Origin of the sequence: Bradyrhizobium sp. 61 (assembly GCF_023073075.1) — a bacterium.
In the GTDB taxonomy this organism is placed as follows: domain Bacteria; phylum Pseudomonadota; class Alphaproteobacteria; order Rhizobiales; family Xanthobacteraceae; genus Bradyrhizobium; species Bradyrhizobium barranii.
The window spans coordinates 1-17,482 of record NZ_JADPIU010000109.1; the positions used below are offsets into that span (position 1 = coordinate 1).

Sequence of the window (17,482 nt, forward strand, 5' to 3'; positions counted from 1 at the left end):
CTCCGTCCTCGAAATCGTCATACCACTTCTCCTAGGATTACCCCTAGGACCTGCAGCTATAACGTTCGTCAAACAAGGCGGCCTTCAATGGAGGGATACTTTGATCGTTGCTGTAAGTCGATTGCAGCAACACGGCAATTGAGCGCGCCCATGAGCAAACCGCTTCAAGCGTTTTCTTTAACCGTTGGCATTGTTGCGCTCTCATCGCTCGAAATGACCAGCCTGCATGCCAAGCAACAATGCAGCGCCGCAATGCCGCCAAATCCGCAAGGGCAATGGTGGTCCTACCGTATCATCGACGGACGAAAATGCTGGTACGCGGGCAAACCCATGCTGTCGAAAGCATTGCTGGAATGGCCTACAGAGCAGCGTCCCCAACCCGGTTCTCGCGGAGAAGCTACAGGTATCCTCATTGCTAACAAGCCCGGCAATCCTTTCGATGCACAAGCGTTGGCACTGAAAGAGGGCCCTGACACGTTTGAAGAGCGATGGCGTGCTAGGATCTCCATCTCCAACACTGGACACGACTGAACGATACTAATGACTTAGCGATCCTGCATCTCGCCTATCGTTGGCGAGGACTTTCGCGCCCGTTCCAGGCCGTCTGCTTCGTTACTCCAGCAATCCCGCGCACCGAGTTCTTCTAGAACAACGCGCCTCCGCAACCCGTGCGCAGCAGCCAAACGAGACCCTGCAATCAACCGATTGCCGAAGGGCTATTCAACACGCTGGCCCGCACGCCAGCCCATTTCCCAGAAGTCTGCCTCGAGCCGAGTGGCTTCCTTGAAGATGGCAATCAGTTCTGCCTCGCGAGCCGGCGTGGCGTAGAGATCGGCGAGATGCTCCAAATGCGCACGCGCTTTCGCCGCGACCTCCTGGTATGGCACGCCAGCGTACTCGTCGATCCAAATCCGATAGGAGTTCGTCCTAGCGTCCGCATCGGGTCGCGAGGCGAGCCGCGTTGCGATCTCCGCGTACCCGATCACGCAGGGGGCAAGTGCCACCTTGAGTGCCAGCAGATCGCCGCGCATTCCAGCATCGAGCACGTAGCGTGTGTAGGCCAGCATCTCGACCGCCGGAGGAGTTTGTTCAAGGTCACTCGGGGATAGACCCCAACCGGCACACAGCTTCACATGAAGGCTCATTTCGACATCAAGGATGGCCGACAGGCCGGCCGCAGCTTCACGCATGTCGGCAAGCTTGGGCGACTTGTAGACCGAGAGCGCGTAGGCGCGCGCAAACTCGATGAGGAACAGATAGTCCTGAGCAAGGTAGTGACGAAATGCGGCTTCAGGGAGCGAGCCATCTGCCAATCCGTTCGTGAAGGGATGCTCGGTGTAGGCCCGCCACTCAGCAGATGCTTCTGTCTTTAGACGCTCGAAGAAACTCACGATCCATTCCCGCCTGGCTTGCTTTCCTATGAACTTTTTTACTCACGTCCTATCAACGCGAGCCAAGACGCTGACCTTGGCAGACCGCGGCGACTAGCCGGCAGGATGCGAATGGAATTCGCTTGCCGTCGGTCGCCGGGAATGACTGCCGTTGTCACACTATCACCAACAGAACGAAATGCGCGGGAAAATCAACGGAGGCGGCCATTGTCCCGCCGCGCATAGCGGTCTCGTTGCAGATTCGAGTCCTGATACGTGCACTTTTCGTTCAAGTTCGCGCACCGCAAATCCGCTTGATGGCGCTAGACTGACTTGGATGATGGCGAATGTAATCGTCGCTCACTCATCGGCTAGAGATGCTCCGACAGAGCCGCTGATTAAGAGACGGATGATTTGCTAGGAAAATCTACGCCTGTTCCGATGCTGCCATGGCGTTACTCCTTCAAGCCGCTGGAGGCCACGCCGCGTACGAAATTTCGACGCATCAGCGAGAAGAACAGTGCGCTCGGAACCAGCGCCAGCGCCGCGGCCGCGCTGAGGCGACCGATGTCCACGGTGAAGCCGGTCTGAAACAAGGCGAGCCCAACCTCGAGCGTATAGGTTTCCTTGTTGGTCATGACGACGAGCGGCCACGCGAAGGCAGTCCAGGCCTGAAAGAACGCCAGCACGGCAAGAGCGCCCAACGGGCCGCGCATCAGCGGCAGCACGATCCGCAGGAAGATCCAGAACTCCCCCGCGCCATCCACCCGGGCAGCCTCCAGCAGCTCGTCAGGGATCGACGTCATCACATATTGCCGCACCAGGAAGATGCCGAAACTCATGATGAGATAGCCGACCAGGAGCCCGGGCCAGGTGTTCAACAGGCCGGCGGACTGGACGTTGAGATAGAGCGGGATCATGTAGACTTCGAAGGGAACGACCGCCGTCGCGATGATCACGCCGAAGATGACCGGGATCCCCGGTAGATCGAACTTGCCGAGCACATAACCTGCGATCGCCGATGTGGAGACGATGCTCGCGGTCGAGAGTGTCGCGAAGATCAGCGAGTTGCCGATCCAGCGAAACAGCGGCGTTTCGCGCAGGACGCTGACGATGTTCTCCAGCGTCGGCTGCTGCGGGATGACGGTCGGCGGCCACGCCAGCAGCTCCGGCGGCGTCTTGAACGCGTTGCTGATCAGGAAGACCAGCGGCAGGAGCATCATCAGGCTGACGACGCCAAGAACGGCGTCGATCACGAGGCCGACGGCACTGTTCTGACCAACGACGGACGGATGCTCGCGTTCGTGCTCGCTCATGCGCGACTCCTGTCGCGGAACAGCCTGAACTGCGCACTGGTCAAAATGAGGACGATGACGAGCAGTACGACGGCTTCGGCGGCAGCGTAGCCGACCCGGTAGTTACGAAAGCTGTTTTCAAGCATGTCGAGGACGAGGACTCGGACGAGACGCCCCGGCGCACCCTGGACATCCGATGCCAGCACGAAGGCCTGCGCATAGATGTTGTAGGACGAGATCAGCGTGATGACCGACACGTACAGCATGACAGGCTTTAGCAGCGGCACGGCGATGTGGCGGAAGGCCTGAAACGACGAGGCGCCGTCGAGGCGCGCGGCCTCGTAGAGCGCCTCCGGGACGTTCTTCAGTCCGACCAGGAAGATCAAGACGGCATAGCCGATCGCCTGCCAGGAGCAGAGAACGATCAGGCACACCAGCGACAGGACAGGGTCGAACAGCCACGACTGGGCCGGAATCCCGACAAGGCCGATCAGGGCGTTGAGCGGTCCGAGCCGGGCGTCGAAAATCCATTTCCAGGCCATCGCCGCCGGAACCAGCGAGACGACGTGCGGCAGGAAGACCGAGGCCTCATAGACGCCGCTGCGCCGCAGCCCCTGCCGGGTGTTGATCAAGGCGGCGAGCGCAAGCGCGACGGGGATGGTGATCGCTACGACGCTAAAGGCGATGATGGTGGTGTTGAAGATCGCTTCGAGAAACAGCGGGTCGCTCGCCAGCTCGACGAAGTTGGCGAAACCGACGAACGGCTTGCGCCGCGAGATGATATTCCACTGGAAGAGGCTGAGCCGCAGCGTCTCGATGATCGGATAGACGCGGATACAGCCATAGAGGCCGAGGACCGGAAGCAACGCCAGAACTGGAAACAGCCATTTCGGCGTGGTGCGCATGTATCCTCCGGCAAGCGCCGGTCAGCCGCCGGCGCCTGGATTGAGTGGGTCCCTGTCGATGGAGTCTAGGGTTTGGCCAGCAGGTCTTCCCGGGCCAGGATCTTGTCGCTCTCCTCAGCCGCGGCCTTCAGGAAAGCATCGATCGCGGCGTCGTTGCCGGCCAGCGATTTGTCGGTGAACGCCTTCTCCAGCCGCGCCGCGAGCCGGGTGAGGATTTCGCTGGCAGGGCTGATCGCCGGGACCGTGAAGAAGACGTGGCCAGGCGGCGTGTTGACGAAGGCGTCGAGCTGCGGGATTTTCTTGAGCACGGCGGAGTAGTCGAGGCCTTTGCGGTTCGGGACCCAGGCCGTGTTCTCGAGCAGCCAGAGCAGATTTTCCGGCTCGTTGGCCTTTTGCACGAAATCCCAGGCGATCTGGCTCTTGGGTCCCTTGTTCGGCACGTAGAGATCGACCGGGACCATCAGCGTGCCCTTGGGTAGTGGAGCCGTGGCGTATTTGAGATTGGGCGCCTTCTTGGCGACGTCGCCGATCACCCAGGATTCCCGGATGAACATCGCGGTCTGGCCGAGCTCGAAGGCCTCCGCATCCGCCTTCATCTCGGGCGTCACGGTACGGTAGACCACGACGTTGTCGAGATACTGCTTGAGTGCGGCGCGGCCGGCTGCGTTCGCATAGGCGGCGCGCCATTTTCCGCCCTTCTCCTCGAGCAGCGTCCCGCCGTGATTATAGAGAATGGTCCAGTACTTCTCCGCGATGCCCGAGCCGCCGCCGCTGAGACGCAAGCTCCATCCGCTCACCGTCGGCACGCCGGAGGCATCGCGCTGCGCGAGCTTCTGCGCATAAGCGGTGTAGTCGGCCATGGTCTTGGGCGGACCGTCGAGGCCAGCCTTGGCGAACATCTCGGTGTTGTAGAACAGCGCGCCCTGCCCCTGGAACAACGGCACACCGAAGATCTTGCCCTCGTACATGGCGGTCTTCACGCGCGTCATGTCGTAATTGGCTTTGACGAAATCGACGATCGACGCCGGCGGCTCCGGAATGAGGCCGGCCTCGAGATACCGTGCCGCCTCGACCTCCATCTCGATGACGTCCCCGGCCGCGCCGGATGGAAGCGACAGTGCCAGCCGCTTCTCGTGCTCGCGGAGCGCAATGGCCTCGACGCTGATTTCGAGATCCGGGTATTTGCTCTTCAGCTGGTCGCCGACGCGCTTGTAGAACGGGGCCAGATCAGGCCACCCGCTCCAGATGGTCAGCTTCTCCGCCGAAGCAGGAGACGCAAATGCCGGCACGGCGACAGCGAGCGCCAGCGACAGCGCGACCGACATCCATGACCGACGCCCCGAATTCGCCGGGCGAATGCTGTCCTCGGAACGCGTGATGTAGCCGAACCTGCCGACGGGTCTCATCATGAGGGTCATTCTCGCAATACAGGATGGGACAAATCCTGCGAAAAAGCTCGCATGCAACCGGTTGCGTGTCAATTGCGGTCCGTTGCCGCTTTCGAAGGCCATTGACTAAATCGTCAGCGGCCACGCCGCTTCAAAGGGGCCGGCCCGGTCGAGGCGCGAATGACGAGATGGGAATTCAGCTTGTGGCGGATCTCGCCCGACACGCCGCCATTCATCTGGCTCAGCAGCAGACCCACCGCGACGTCGCCGGCATCGGCGCAGCGCGCCGACACGGTGGTGAGCGGCGGATAGGTGGTTTCGCCGAGGACGTCGTCGCAGCCGACGACACTGAACGATTTGGGCACCTCGACATCGAGCGCAGCTAACCCTGCCATGAGGCCTTGAGCGACAAGGTCGTCGAACGCGATCGCCGCGGTGACGCCGCTGGCGACGATCTGGGTGGCCGCCAGCCGGCCGGTGTCGTAGGAGGGTGGACGCGCGGGCACGGCGATCACCTTGAGCCCGCGCTTCTCCGCCTCGCGCCGGACGGCGTTGCGCCGTTGCTGGTTCGACCACGACGTCGTGGGGCCGCTGACATAGGCGATGTGCCGGTGCCCCAGCTCGGCCAGATGCGCGATCGCAGCCGCCACGCCCGGCGCGGTGTCGATCAGGACCCGCGTAATGCCTTCGATATCGCGATTGATGAGCACCAGCGGCCGGCGCGTCGCATGACGGCGGATATGCTCTTCGTCCAGGCGCGACGAGGCGAGGACAAGTCCCTCCACCTGGCCGATGAAGCGGCCGACCAGCAACTCCTCACGCGCGGGATCTTCGTCCGAATTGCCGAGAAAGACGCACAGCCCGGCCTGGTCGGCGCGCAGTTGCGCCGCCCTGATCAGCGGTGGAAAGAACGGGTTCGCGACATCCGAGACGATGAGCGCGACGTTGCCGTGGCGTCCGGTCGAAAGCGCACGCGCGACCTGGTTCGGCACATAACCGAGCTTGCCCGCGACTTCCTTGACGCGCCGGACGGTCTCCTCGGTTAGCATCTCCGGCCGCGAGAAGGCGCGCGATACGGTGGCACGCGAAACCCCGGAGGCCTTCGCGACCTGACTGATCGTCGGCACGACCGATGGACGTCCCGCCCCACCGCTATCGGAATCGCGCTTCACCGCAGGCCGCCTCCTCTGCATCGCCTTCACCTAGACATGCCCCGGCCGGGGCCGGGGCGCAAGCTTGACATGCAACCGGTTGCATCACATTCTCTCCGCTCGAGGGTAAGTGCAGGCCCGGCAGACCATGGATGAGCATGACGGCTTCGGTGACTCCCTCAATCGCGACGTTTAAAACGCGGGATGCGATGGGCCGGGCGGCCGCCGCGGACGTCGCTGCTGCGCTCCGCGACCACCTCGGACGGCAGAGCAACGTGCGGATGATCTTCGCGGCGGCACCGAGCCAGGCGGAGGTGCTGGATGCCCTTGCTCGCGAGCGCGATATCGACTGGCGGCGCGTCACAGCCTTCCACATGGACGAATATCTCGGACTTCCCGCGGATGCGCCGGAGCGCTTCGGGGCTTGGCTGACGCGTCACTTGTTCTCGCGCATCGCTTTCGGCGCGGTTCACCTGATCGGGCAGGAGCCGGATCCGGAGCGGGTAGCAGCACGCTATGCGGCCCTTCTCGGCGAAGCCCCGATCGACATCATCTGCCTCGGAATCGGCGTGAACGGTCACCTCGCCTTCAATGACCCGCCGGTCGCCGATCTGCACGACACCAAGTCGGTCAAGATCGTCGAGCTCGACGCAGTGTGCCGGCAGCAGCAGGTTGACGATGAGTGCTTCCCGACGTTCGGGGATGTTCCGACACATGCGATCACGCTGACGATTCCCCGGCTCCTGGATGCCGACCGGCTGTTTTGCGTCGTGCCCGGCGCATCCAAACGCGCCGCCGTCGAGCGATCGCTATACGGTCCGATCGGGACCGAGTGCCCGGCGAGCGCGCTCCGCACGCACCCACGTTGCGCGCTGTATCTCGACCAGGATTCCACGCCGCCGCAGCTCTCACTGGCACCGGTACGCCCATGACAGATCCGGCAACGCGCGTTTCGGGCCGCGATCCGGAGACCGGACAGAATCGCGCCATCGTCATTCAGGACGGCCGGATCACGGACATTGTTCCCGGCGGTGACGATGACGGGCTGTGGCTGTCGCTCGGCCTGTTCGATCTGCAATTGAACGGCTTTGCGGGCTACGATCTCAATGGCCGCCCTGATCTCCGGACGGTCCGCGATCTCGTCACGGCCGTCCACAACAGCGGGGTGTCGCGTTTTGCCCCTACGCTCATCACGGCATCGCATAATGCGATCATCGATGCATTGCGCGCCGTTGCACAGGCGCGTGACAGCGATCCGTTTCTCAAGCACGCAATGCCCTTCGTGCATGTCGAAGGCCCGCACATCGCGCCAGAAGATGGTCCGCGCGGTGCGCATCCGGCCGAACATGTCAGGCCGCCGAGCCTCGACGAGTTCGATGCGTGGCAGGCGGCCTGCGGAAACCTCGTCGGCCTCGTGACGTTGTCGCCGCATTGGCCGGAAACGGACGCCTATGTGCGCGGCCTTCATGCGCGCGGCGTCCGTGTTGCCCTCGGCCATACAAACGCCGCACCGGATCAGATCTCCGCCGCCGTCGCGGCGGGCGCAATATTGTCGACGCATCTTGGCAACGGCATCGCCGCCACGCTGCCGCGACATCCCAACCCGATCTGGTCGCAACTGGCCGAGGACGGGCTGTGGGCGAGCTTCATCGCCGATGGCCATCACCTTCCCCGCGAGACCTTCAAGGCCATGCTGCGCGCAAAGGGGCTGGAGCGAGCGATCCTGGTGTCGGATGCCGCCGCGCTCGCGGGTTGCACACCCGGAATCTACGACGCGCCGATCGGCGGCAAGGTCGAGTTGAAGGCGAACGGCCGGCTGGAAGTCGTCGGCACATCCTTTCTGGCGGGCGCAGCCGTCAGCCTCGTGTTCGGAGTAGCCACGGCAAGACGCATGGCCGGATTGACCCTGGCAGAGGCGCTGAGGCTCGCAACGGTCAATCCGCGTATCCCGTTCAACCTTCCTGCGCTGACGGTGGGTGCGCCGGCCGATCTGCTGCGCTTCCATCTCGGCGAGGATGAATCTCTCGTGCCCGAGACGGTCTATGTCGCGGGCCGTCCTTATCGCTGCAACTCTTGAGGACTGAGACATGAACCGGCTTCGCATCGGGTTGATCGGTCCGGGAGCGATCGGCGAAACACACGCGCGGGCAATACGGGCGCTCGACGATACCGTCTTGTCCGCGATCGCCGGCGGCACGCCTGAGCAGATTGCTGCGTGCATGAATGGCGAGGACGTTCCGGCATTCGCGACCACCGAGGCGATGCTCGCGAATGCCGGGATCGACGCGGTCGTGGTCTGCACCCCAAGCGGCGCGCATCACGACGTCGCGCTTGCTGCGATCGAGGCGGGGCGGCACGTGCTGGTCGAAAAGCCACTCTGCGTCGATCCGATTGAGGCTGCGTCCCTGGTCCGCGCCGCCGAGCGCTCGCAGCTGACCTGTGGCGTGGTTTCGCAGCGCCGTCTCGAACCGCAGCACCAGGCGATCAAGACCCTGCTCGACACTGGCCGGCTCGGACAGCCGCGCCTGATCGAGGCGGCGCTCCATTGGTACCGCTCCGACGCCTACTACGCGGAGAAGCCGTGGCGCAGCGAAGCGGAGCATGGCGGCGGCTCGCTGTTCAATCAGGGCGTTCACAATCTCGACCTGATGCTCTGGCTGTTCGGAGCCGTCGACAGCGTTCAAGGCAAGACGACGACGCTCGGACACGCACACGCCGTCGAGGACACGACGGCGGCGCTGCTGTCTTTCGCATCCGGCACGCTCGGCGTGATCGTGACGAGTACGGCGCTGCCTCCGGGACGGCCGGCCATGCTTCGACTGTTCACCGATCGCGGCAGTTGCGAGCTCGCAAACGACAGCATCGTGCGCTGGGATTTTGCTGATGTTGCCGAGTCGCCAAGCGCGGCCGGGGTTGGGAGCGCCGCGAGCGATCCCAAGGCGATCGGGATCGAAGGACATATCGCGCAATGGCGCGACTTCGTTCAATCCGTCCGGGAGCGACGGCCGCCTGCGAGCACGTTCAGGGATGGATTCGAGGCTGCGAGACTGGTTGACGCCATCTATCGCTCGGCTTCCGAAGGTCGCGCCGTCAGCCCCAATGAGATCGCAGCGGAGGCCATTCATGCCAGCTAGCTCCGAGATGCTCGACATCGCCATCATCGGCGCAGCCCACCCGCATGTCGAATACGTGCTTTCAGAGATCGCGAACCGCCCCGATGTCAGGGTCGTGGCCGTCGCCGATCATGACCCAGCGCGGCGCACCGAGCTCGAACGACGTACGAAGATGCCCGGCTACGCCGACCCGAATGCGCTTCTGGATGCGCATCGGGTTCGGGCCGCAGCAGTCTTCACCGAATTCGGTCTTCGCGCTCCAATCGTCGTCGAACTTTTACGCCGCGGCATCTTCGCGATCGCCGACAAGCCCATGGCTGTGACCCTGGCCCAGCTTGCGCTTATCGAGGAGGCGCTCGCCGGGCGCAATTTGCTCACTCTTCTGCTCGAGAAGCGGTTTTATCCGGTGACGCTCGCACTCCGATCCGTGATCGACAGCGGCGAACTTGGAGACATTGTATCCATCACTGCAACCGGGCCGCACAAGCTGGTCCCAAGCCGACGTCCAGCGTGGATGTTCGAGCCATCAACTTATGGCGGTATCCTCGCTGACCTCACGGTCCACGATATTGATCTGGCCCTTTGGTTGACGGGATACACCAGCGGCACGATCAGCGGCTGGATTTCGTCGACCCCGGCTGCCGGCACGACGAACTTTCCCGCGCTGGGGCGTGCTATTCTCGCCTGCGATGGCGGACCGGAATTCGTGATCGAAGTTGACTGGATCCAGCCCGAAGCATCGCCACGGCACGGCGACTATGCCATGCGGATCTCCGGGACAAAGGGTCGTGCTGACGTTCTGTTCGCGGAAAATCGACTGCTCGTCGAGACGGCGACGAGACCCCGGCGCGAAATCGACCTGCCCGTGGGCGCCTCGCCCGCCAGCTTCGTCTTTGATCATCTCGCCCGCGGCGAGACCTTGCAGATTGCGGCAAACGAGGCCCTGCGCGCCACGCGTATCGCAATACTTGCTCAGGAGAGTGCGGCCAACGGCGGAAAACCCATGCGGTGGAGTTAACCAATGGCAAGCTGCTGCTTGCAGTGTTCGATGAGACTGGCGAGACCTTGTTCCCGGAGCTGATGGCCGAGCTCGACGAAATCAAGCAGACGACCGTGTGCGGCTTGGTCTTTCGACGCGACCATTCGCACCGGCGGTCACCTACCCCGCTGCCCCGGATCACAACCAAGCAGGATCTTCGCTACCTACGCGGGGTCGTGAAGAAGATCGTCCGTGCAGCCGATCTCCGTGAAGAGCTGTCCTTCACATCATTCCGCCACGGCGGCTTTACCGAGGGAGCCGACAGCGATCTGACGGACGCTGAGCTCGGCCGCCATCGCTCGTCGCGGCAGTTGCCGACCTATGCAAAGCGCACACGGAAACAGCTAATTTCCGGCACGAAGAAACGGCGAGAAGAAAGAACAAAGACAGCCGGTTTGTCGGAATAGCCACGGCGCGTCTGTCGGAATGACGACCGTGACAAACCCCTAAGCTATTGAAAAGCTTGGTGGGCGCACCAGGGCTCGAACCTGGGACCCGCTGATTAAGGGTCAGCTGCGGTTTCAATGACTTGCCGGTCGCATCCCAGGCTTATGCGGCTGAAAATGGGCGTCCGTCGGACGATCATAATCCGTCAACGCGCTGCCGGTCAGCCAGGTGTGCCGAGCTCGACGTTGTATCGTCGAATTCGGGAGATCAACGTCGTGCTTTCGAGCCTCGGGCCGCTGGAAGGAAATACCCGGATGCTCCTGGAGCGGGTCTGCCCAAGTCCGGACCTTGACAGCACCGCTGTCGCTCCAGCGAAAATCGCGGCATTTCCAACGGGAGAACGCGTTGTCGCTGATCGCTAGCGAGGCGGCGACTCGCATTGAAAGCTCCGTCAAGGATTGACGAGCTTCCTGCGAACGGCGTAGCGGACGAGCTCGGCCGTCGATGACATTCTGAGCTTGCGCATCGCTGACGCGCGGTGGGTCTCGACGGTCTTTACGCTCAGCTTCAGGATGACGCCGATCGACTTGTTGGTGTGTCCCTCTGCAATAAGCTGGACAACGCCCTGCTCGCGCGCGGTGAGCAGCATGTCGGACGTATTTTGCTTGCCGGCCTGGTATTCGTGGAGCAACTTCTCCAACAGAACGCCCGTGAAGTAAGGTCTGCCATCGAGCAAGGCCTCGATCGCGAAGATCAGGTGCCTACTGGCGTCCGATTTGAACAGGAAGCCGCGAACACCAGCCAGGATGGCTTCAGTCAGCAATTCCTCATTCTCGTGCATCGTCAGGATCAATACTTCGGTGCGCAGGTGCATCGACTTGAGGCGGCGGCTGACCTCAAGTCCGTTCATCAGCGGCATCGAATAGTCGGCTATCACGACGTCCGGACGCGTCTCCACCGCCACGGCCACAGCCTGCTCGCCGTTGGTCGCCTCTCCGCTGACGATCCAGTCTGAGCGGGTCTCAACGATCGCTCGGAGCCCGGAACGTACGACTTCATGATCATCCGCAATCACGATGCGTTTCACGGCGTCGTTCCCGTATGCGGGCCCAGAACCTGTCGGGCAATGGATGGAGATTTCCAGCAGTCAAGTGTGCCAATCTACCGATTATCCTTCAATGGGTTATCCTGCAAAACCCTGATATCCCGGGGCGGATGTACCAAACATCGGCGTTTCCAATCAGACATCGACGGGTCTTGCCCGCGCGCAGCCCAAATCGGACCGCTACACGATCATCGTCGATCAACCTTCATTTCGTGGAGGGAACTCCGGGAACCGACGGACAGAGACTGCCTGCCCTCGGGGTCCCTGATCTCCGTCATTCCGTGCACACGCTGGCTTATGATTTCAGTGACGCGCGCCGGCTGCGCCTTTTGGTCATGAGACCATGCGGGAACACCGCGCACAGCGTCGTGCCGGAATGTCGCGGTGCAAGATCGGACCGGATCTCGAACGTGCCCCCAAGCTGCTTAAGTCTCGCTCTCATGGCGGGAATGCCGACACCGGGCGATATCGCACCGTTGCCACGTTTTGTGTGATCGACCGGAAAACCGCGCCCGTTGTCGCTGATCGTCAGATGGAAGTGCCCCTCGATCGCCTCGACGACGATTCTGACCTCCGTCGCCTTCGCGTGGCGGAATATGTTCGTGAGCGCCTCCTGAATGACCCGCAGCACCGAGAGCTGGCTCGCGTAAGGTAGCTTATCGACGGCGGCGGGTATCCTCGTGCTCACCCGCAACGACGTACGTGCACCAACCCCCAAGGCATGCTGCTCGATCGTCGCCTTGAGTCCCCGGTCCGTCAGATCCTGGGGGTGGAGCAGATAGGTCAGGGAACGGATTTCCTTGAGTGCCGCGTCGATCGACGCGTCGATATCATCGCAAAGCCGCTCGACGCCGCGCGGGTTATCGAGGCAAGTGCGGACACGCATCACACCAAGACTGGCGGCAACCAGCTCCTGGCATGTCGAATCATGGAGCTCCGATGCGATCCGCTGGTGGATGTCCTCGCGGATGGACATCAGGCTGACGTCCCCGTGAAGGAAAGCAGCCTCTTCAGTCACACAGTCGAGCCCCTCCTTGTGGAGTAACCGATGACCGCCAATCAACCGGGCCGCATTGCCGGCCATGGGATGGAGGATCGGAACAACGGTTGTCTCGACATCCCGCAGCAAGCCGCCGAGCATCAGACTGTGCTGGATTTTGGCCTCGGTTCCTTCCGCAAGACATGCCTGGAGGATTTCACAGAGACGCTCGGCGTCTTCCTTGGCAAGGCATTCGAAGACGTCCAGCTCTCGGACCTCCTGCTGCGACATTCCAAGGAGAGCCTCGAAGGCCTGATTGATTGCCTCGTACACGAAGCGCCCGCCACGTGAGGGGCGGACCGCGAAAAGGAGCTCTTCGGAATGTGTCCAATACGAGCGATCGCCAATTGCGTCCTGGCCAATCAGGTGATCGTCGATAAAGGGACGCGCCGGCTCGCAAGCAGGAGAACTGTGTGGCTTCACGGTACGCACCCAACTTTCCGGGTCGTTTTCGAGGTCGAACTCAACGCTCAATCTCGAAGCTCCCCTCTCCAGTCGTCCCAGCATCGATCACTGGACTACAGGAAACGCCCTAGGGGAGAGACCGGATTATACGCTCGATCTTACCCTCAGCCAGCAGGTTGTATTCTCCGAAGACCAAAACCTTGCATAACTGACATGAATTCCGGCATATGACTATGCAGTTCGTGCCACGCAAATATGGCGGCGACACCCAAGACGCGACGATACGGGACGCAACGCACAGTGGTGGGATTGTGAGCCATTTCGATTTCACGCCCCCCTCCCTATCCTGAGATCGCTTTCTGCGCTGCAGGATGATGTTGAGCCGACCGAGCGCGATGCAACTGCGCTGCGGTACAACCGAAATGGCACAATCTCGCCGAAAATTTCGACCTTCGATGGAGCCGGCTTGCGATCGCTGAAATCAAGCGCAAAACTCGATGTGCCCTGAACGTGCCAACAGGAGGCTTGCGTGCGAACATTCCGAGCGCTTTGCGGCGTTGCATCAATCGCAATATTTGCCGGTCCGGCTTTGGCGCAGACACCCGCCAGTCAGGAGCAGAAACCTTCCATGGAAGAGCTGATGCGCCGTCTCGATGCGCTGCAAGCCCGCGCAACAGAAGGTGACAAGCTGATCAGCGCGCTGCGCCATCGCGTCGACGAACTCGAAACGCGCGATAAGCATTCGAAGTCCCAAGCCGCCACCGCACGTCGTGACGTCGTCGCACCGACCGCCGGGCAAAAGCCGCCTGCGATTCCGGTTGCGTCGACTGAGCCGCGAATGACTGCGAGCGCTGCGGTCCCTCCACAAGCCGCGGCGGCGCCCATTCCGGGCCTGCGTCCGCCCGAACCGATGGGCAGTCAGTTCGACGGCGAAGGCGAGGACGCGCTGCGTTCCGATCTCCCGGGTTTGTCCTTGCGCATCCCGGGTTCGCAGTCCGAGGTGCGATTCTACGGTTTCGCGAACGTCAATGGCTACCACGACTTCAATGGCCGCAATCAGTCCGATGCGCCGACAGTGCAAACCATTCCGCTTTCCGGAAGCCCCGCCGACATCCAGGGAGGCGATACCGGATTGTCCGCCCGGTTCAGCCGCATCGGTATGGATACGCGCACGGCGACCGCCTGGGGCACTCTCGAAACCCGCTTTGAAGGCGACTTCGGCGGGGGCACGGCAGCCTCACCCAATGCGGTCTTTCGGCTCCGCCAGGCCTGGGGCGAGGTCGGCAGCGAACAGTTTCGTGTCCTGGTCGGCTGGGCGAACAGCCTGTGGAACGAGGGCGTCTATGAAACCGTGAACTTCTCGACCAATCTCAACCAGTCATTCGTGCGCCAGGCGCAGGTTCGGGCGACCGCGACATTGGCTCCGGGATTGACCGGGCACGTTTCGATCGAGATGCCGGATACGCAGTACACGTCCGCGGCAGGCGTATTCACGCAGATCAGCACCCCGGCTGGCTTTGGTGGATTGAGTCCGTCATTTGCCTCCGTGCCCGATCTACTCGGCCGGCTCGAATACCGGAACGATGGCCTGGGCCTCGACCTGCGCGGCCTGCTGCGCGATCTCACCATCCGCACGGCTGGTACGGCGGCGGCGCCGCCAGCGGTCGAGCGCAATACCGCCGGTTGGGGTGTCGCAGGTAGCGGTCGCTTCCCAATGCGATGGCTGTCACCAGCTTTCGGTCCGGACGAGCTGGTTGGCATGGCCTATTACGGCCAAGGCATCGGGCGCTATTTCGGCGCCAATACCTTCGGCCAGGATGCGCTGTCCAACATCGGCCTGCCCGGCGTTGTCGATCCCAGCCTCGACGCCCTGCCGACCTATGGCGCGAGCGCAGGTTACCGCCGCTTCTGGACACCGCAATTGCGCAGCAATTTCGTCTACTCCTACGCATGGCAGCAATATCCGTCCTATGCGCAACTGTTCGTGCCGGGATCTGCCTCGGCGACGTCGTTGAACAGCACCATGCAGCAGGGGATCGTCAATTTGATCTGGAGCCCGTTCGCCGAGCTTCGTGGCAACAGCGTCGGGACCGGATGGCTCGACGTCGGTCTTGAATATGTCTACTCCCATCGGGACGTGTACGGCGGCACCGCAGCAACAGCCCCGGTCAGCACCGGCTCTGGTACCGCCAATCGCATCCTTGGCTCGGCCACCGTGCGGTTCTGAAGACAGCCTTGTTGCTTCGCAGGCAGACATGGAAGCCTTGCTGACACAGACGTTCGTTCGGGTCGGTAATTGCCCCGGAACAATCTAGGCGCATTCGGTATTCAGCCGGATTTTGATGCGCCTTATTGATTGTTCGTAAGGCAGCGTGTGAACGGACAGATCGCGAAAGGATGAGCAATCCTCTCCCGAGAGGCCTCCGTGCCTCCATGGTCCTTTCAGATCGTCGCCGCACTCGCGGCGATGACGCTGGCATCTTCGTCAGAGGAGTAGCGGGGTCGTCGCGTTGATTACGAGATCAGCGGTTTCGAGCGCGCATTGGCGTCCGATCCTTCCTCGCTGTTCTCATAGCATGGATCATCATGGTACCAGCGCTGCTCCAGCCGTCGCTAATGGAGCGGGAGGATTTCCGACATGAGCGCGCGCAGTGACGCCACGAACACGCCGCCATCGAAGACGATGACGCAAAGAGCCCTCGACACTGTCGAACGTGTCGGAAACAGCGTCCCGCACCCGGTCGTGATATTTCTGATCCTCATCGCCATCGTGTTGGTGCTGTCTCACTTACTCTACATGTTGGGGGCAAGCGTCACCTATCAGGTCATCAATCCGGATACTCACAAGATCGAGACCGCGACCTCTGCCGCCAATAGCCTGCTGACGGCGGATGGAATTCGTCATATTTACACCCGGCTCGTGCCAAACCTCATGGGTTTCACCGCGGTTGGGCTGTTGATCGTCGCCATGATGGGCGTCGGCGTCGCCGAGGAAGCCGGCCTGATCAACGCGTTGATCAGAAAACTCGTGGCCGTCTCTCCGAGCTGGGCACTCGTTTACATCGTCGCGTTCGTCGGCATCTTGTCCAGCATTGCCGCAGACGCCGGCTATGTGGTGTTGATCCCGTTGGCCGGCGCCGCCTTCTTGAGCGTTGGCCGGCATCCTCTCGCCGGGCTCGCTGTGGGATTTGCCGCAGTCGCCGGTGCATTCACCGTGAACATGATCATCAAGCCGCTTGATGCCGTTCTGACGGAAATCACCAACGACGCAATCCACATGGTCAACCCCACCACGTCGCTGGATCTGACCGCCAACGTCTCGTTCTCGATCGCCTCCGTTGTTGTCCTGACCATCGTCATCGCGCTCATCAACAACCGGATCATCGAGCCACGGCTGGGCGCTTACCAGGCCGAGAAGACCGCCAACACTCAGCCGGAGGCGAACGGAGGGCAGCTTTCCGCCGACGAGTCGCGTGGGCTGAGGTACAGCGGCTTTGCGCTGCTCGGGGTCGTGATCCTGTTCCTTCTGTTAACGGTTCCGTCGGGCGCGCCCCTGCGCAATCCGACCACGGGCGTCCTGATCGGCAACTCACCATTCATGAACGGCCTGATCGGGGTCATCATGGTGCTGTTCCTTGCAACCGGGATCGCATACGGCATCGGCGCGAGAACGGTGAATAGCTCCACGGCCGTCATCGCGGCCATGACCAAGGCGGTGGCTTCGCTGAGCGGCACCATCCTCCTCTTCGTCGTCATCAGCCAGTTCGTCGATTACTTCAACTATAGCAACATTCCAACGTTGATGGCCCTGACGATGGCCGATGTCTTGAAGAGCGCGAATATCGGCACGCTGTGGCTGCTGGTTGGCTTCATCATTGTCGTCATGATCCTGGACTTCGTGTTCACGCCGGCGATCGCCAAATGGGCCATCTTCGCGCCGGTCTTCGTGCCGGTGTTCGTGCAGCTTAACGTTGATCCCGCGGCCGTCCTGGCTGCCTACCGCGTCGGTGACTCGCCGATCAACGCGATTACCCCGCTCAATGCCTACTTTGCCATGGTGGTCGGATTTGCCCAGCTTTACGACAAGAAAGCGGGCGTCGGGACGGTTGTCGCGCTGATGTTGCCGTACACTCTCTGGATGGCCATCATTTGGACCGTGCTGTTCGTTGTCTGGTACCTGCTGGGCTTGCCTTGGGGATTATGAGGCGCAAGGCAGCCCTAACCCGGAAAAACCCCGAGATGTCCGGGTAAATGGCCTGATTGTTCACCAAGGAAAATCAACGTT

Annotated in this window: 15 protein-coding genes; 8 read left to right on the top strand and 7 right to left on the bottom strand. The window is 62.0% G+C overall.

Annotated features, from left to right (window positions below; genetic code table 11):
* Positions 1-150 precede the first annotated feature (150 nt).
* Entirely contained in the window at positions 151-531 is a 381-nt protein-coding gene (locus IVB46_RS41430; protein ID WP_225005345.1) for a hypothetical protein, read from the top strand.
* Positions 532-716: 185 nt separating this feature from the next.
* Here IVB46_RS41430 and tenA read toward each other — a convergent pair whose 3' ends face one another.
* From tenA to IVB46_RS41455, 5 genes are all read right to left on the bottom strand, one after another.
* On the bottom strand, positions 717-1,391 hold the full coding sequence (gene tenA / locus IVB46_RS41435; RefSeq protein WP_247303766.1) for a thiaminase II: 675 nt from the start codon (positions 1,389-1,391) through the stop codon (positions 717-719).
* A 434-nt stretch (positions 1,392-1,825) separates the two neighbouring features.
* Complete coding sequence (locus IVB46_RS41440; protein ID WP_247303768.1) at positions 1,826-2,686, bottom strand: carbohydrate ABC transporter permease; 861 nt, start codon at positions 2,684-2,686, stop codon at positions 1,826-1,828.
* The gene (locus IVB46_RS41445; protein ID WP_063981792.1) at positions 2,683-3,570 is read right to left on the bottom strand and encodes a sugar ABC transporter permease; all 888 of its coding nucleotides are present in this window, start codon (positions 3,568-3,570) and stop codon (positions 2,683-2,685) included. Before IVB46_RS41445 ends, IVB46_RS41440 begins: the two co-directional genes overlap by 4 nt.
* Positions 3,571-3,635: 65 nt before the next feature.
* On the bottom strand, positions 3,636-4,979 hold the full coding sequence (locus IVB46_RS41450) for an ABC transporter substrate-binding protein (protein ID WP_247303770.1): 1,344 nt from the start codon (positions 4,977-4,979) through the stop codon (positions 3,636-3,638).
* A 113-nt stretch (positions 4,980-5,092) separates the two neighbouring features.
* Positions 5,093-6,130 carry a LacI family DNA-binding transcriptional regulator gene (locus IVB46_RS41455; protein ID WP_247303771.1) on the bottom strand — a complete coding sequence of 346 codons (1,038 nt, stop codon included), beginning with the start codon at positions 6,128-6,130 and terminating at the stop codon, positions 5,093-5,095.
* Positions 6,131-6,261: 131 nt separating this feature from the next.
* Between IVB46_RS41455 and IVB46_RS41460 the strand changes: the two genes are divergently transcribed.
* Genes IVB46_RS41460 through IVB46_RS41480 form a run of 5 tightly spaced genes read left to right on the top strand, consistent with a single transcriptional unit; the run spans position 6,262 to position 10,668 of the window.
* On the top strand, positions 6,262-7,041 hold the full coding sequence (locus IVB46_RS41460; RefSeq protein WP_247345492.1) for a glucosamine-6-phosphate deaminase: 780 nt from the start codon (positions 6,262-6,264) through the stop codon (positions 7,039-7,041).
* A complete protein-coding gene (locus tag IVB46_RS41465; RefSeq protein WP_247303783.1) occupies positions 7,038-8,186 on the top strand; it encodes an amidohydrolase family protein in 1,149 nt (382 codons plus the stop codon). Before IVB46_RS41460 ends, IVB46_RS41465 begins: the two co-directional genes overlap by 4 nt.
* A 10-nt stretch (positions 8,187-8,196) precedes the next feature.
* On the top strand, positions 8,197-9,243 hold the full coding sequence (locus IVB46_RS41470) for a Gfo/Idh/MocA family oxidoreductase (RefSeq protein WP_247345495.1): 1,047 nt from the start codon (positions 8,197-8,199) through the stop codon (positions 9,241-9,243).
* Positions 9,233-10,240: a Gfo/Idh/MocA family oxidoreductase gene (locus IVB46_RS41475; protein WP_247345498.1), complete on the top strand. Its 1,008-nt coding sequence runs from the start codon at positions 9,233-9,235 to the stop codon at positions 10,238-10,240. The genes IVB46_RS41470 and IVB46_RS41475 overlap by 11 nt, the downstream gene beginning before the upstream one ends.
* Positions 10,231-10,668 carry a hypothetical protein gene (locus IVB46_RS41480; RefSeq protein WP_247303789.1) on the top strand — a complete coding sequence of 146 codons (438 nt, stop codon included), beginning with the start codon at positions 10,231-10,233 and terminating at the stop codon, positions 10,666-10,668. The genes IVB46_RS41475 and IVB46_RS41480 overlap by 10 nt, the downstream gene beginning before the upstream one ends.
* Before the next feature lie 431 nt (positions 10,669-11,099).
* Here the strand turns inward: IVB46_RS41480 and IVB46_RS41485 are convergent, their stop codons facing one another.
* The gene (locus tag IVB46_RS41485; RefSeq protein ID WP_028152046.1) at positions 11,100-11,735 is read right to left on the bottom strand and encodes a response regulator transcription factor; all 636 of its coding nucleotides are present in this window, start codon (positions 11,733-11,735) and stop codon (positions 11,100-11,102) included.
* Positions 11,736-12,048: 313 nt separating this feature from the next.
* The gene (locus IVB46_RS41490; protein WP_247303793.1) at positions 12,049-13,266 is read right to left on the bottom strand and encodes an ATP-binding protein; all 1,218 of its coding nucleotides are present in this window, start codon (positions 13,264-13,266) and stop codon (positions 12,049-12,051) included.
* Between the two features lie 559 nt (positions 13,267-13,825).
* Here IVB46_RS41490 and IVB46_RS41495 point away from each other — a divergent pair.
* Both IVB46_RS41495 and IVB46_RS41500 read left to right on the top strand, forming a co-directional pair.
* Positions 13,826-15,424: a DcaP family trimeric outer membrane transporter gene (locus IVB46_RS41495; protein ID WP_166100892.1), complete on the top strand. Its 1,599-nt coding sequence runs from the start codon at positions 13,826-13,828 to the stop codon at positions 15,422-15,424.
* A 411-nt stretch (positions 15,425-15,835) separates the two neighbouring features.
* A complete protein-coding gene (locus IVB46_RS41500) occupies positions 15,836-17,401 on the top strand; it encodes an AbgT family transporter (protein WP_247303795.1) in 1,566 nt (521 codons plus the stop codon).
* Positions 17,402-17,482: the final 81 nt, after the last annotated feature.

Coding starts and splice junctions, on each gene's coding strand:
- IVB46_RS41495 (WP_166100892.1), top strand. CDS start 13,826: ATGGAAGAGCTGATGCGCCGTCTCGATGCGCTGCAAGCCCGCGCAACA.
- IVB46_RS41475 (WP_247345498.1), top strand. CDS start 9,233: ATGCCAGCTAGCTCCGAGATGCTCGACATCGCCATCATCGGCGCAGCC.
- IVB46_RS41440 (WP_247303768.1), bottom strand. CDS start 2,686: ATGAGCGAGCACGAACGCGAGCATCCGTCCGTCGTTGGTCAGAACAGT.
- IVB46_RS41500 (WP_247303795.1), top strand. CDS start 15,836: ATGAGCGCGCGCAGTGACGCCACGAACACGCCGCCATCGAAGACGATG.
- IVB46_RS41450 (WP_247303770.1), bottom strand. CDS start 4,979: ATGATGAGACCCGTCGGCAGGTTCGGCTACATCACGCGTTCCGAGGAC.
- IVB46_RS41465 (WP_247303783.1), top strand. CDS start 7,038: ATGACAGATCCGGCAACGCGCGTTTCGGGCCGCGATCCGGAGACCGGA.
- IVB46_RS41445 (WP_063981792.1), bottom strand. CDS start 3,570: ATGCGCACCACGCCGAAATGGCTGTTTCCAGTTCTGGCGTTGCTTCCG.
- IVB46_RS41430 (WP_225005345.1), top strand. CDS start 151: ATGAGCAAACCGCTTCAAGCGTTTTCTTTAACCGTTGGCATTGTTGCG.
- IVB46_RS41460 (WP_247345492.1), top strand. CDS start 6,262: ATGAGCATGACGGCTTCGGTGACTCCCTCAATCGCGACGTTTAAAACG.
- IVB46_RS41470 (WP_247345495.1), top strand. CDS start 8,197: ATGAACCGGCTTCGCATCGGGTTGATCGGTCCGGGAGCGATCGGCGAA.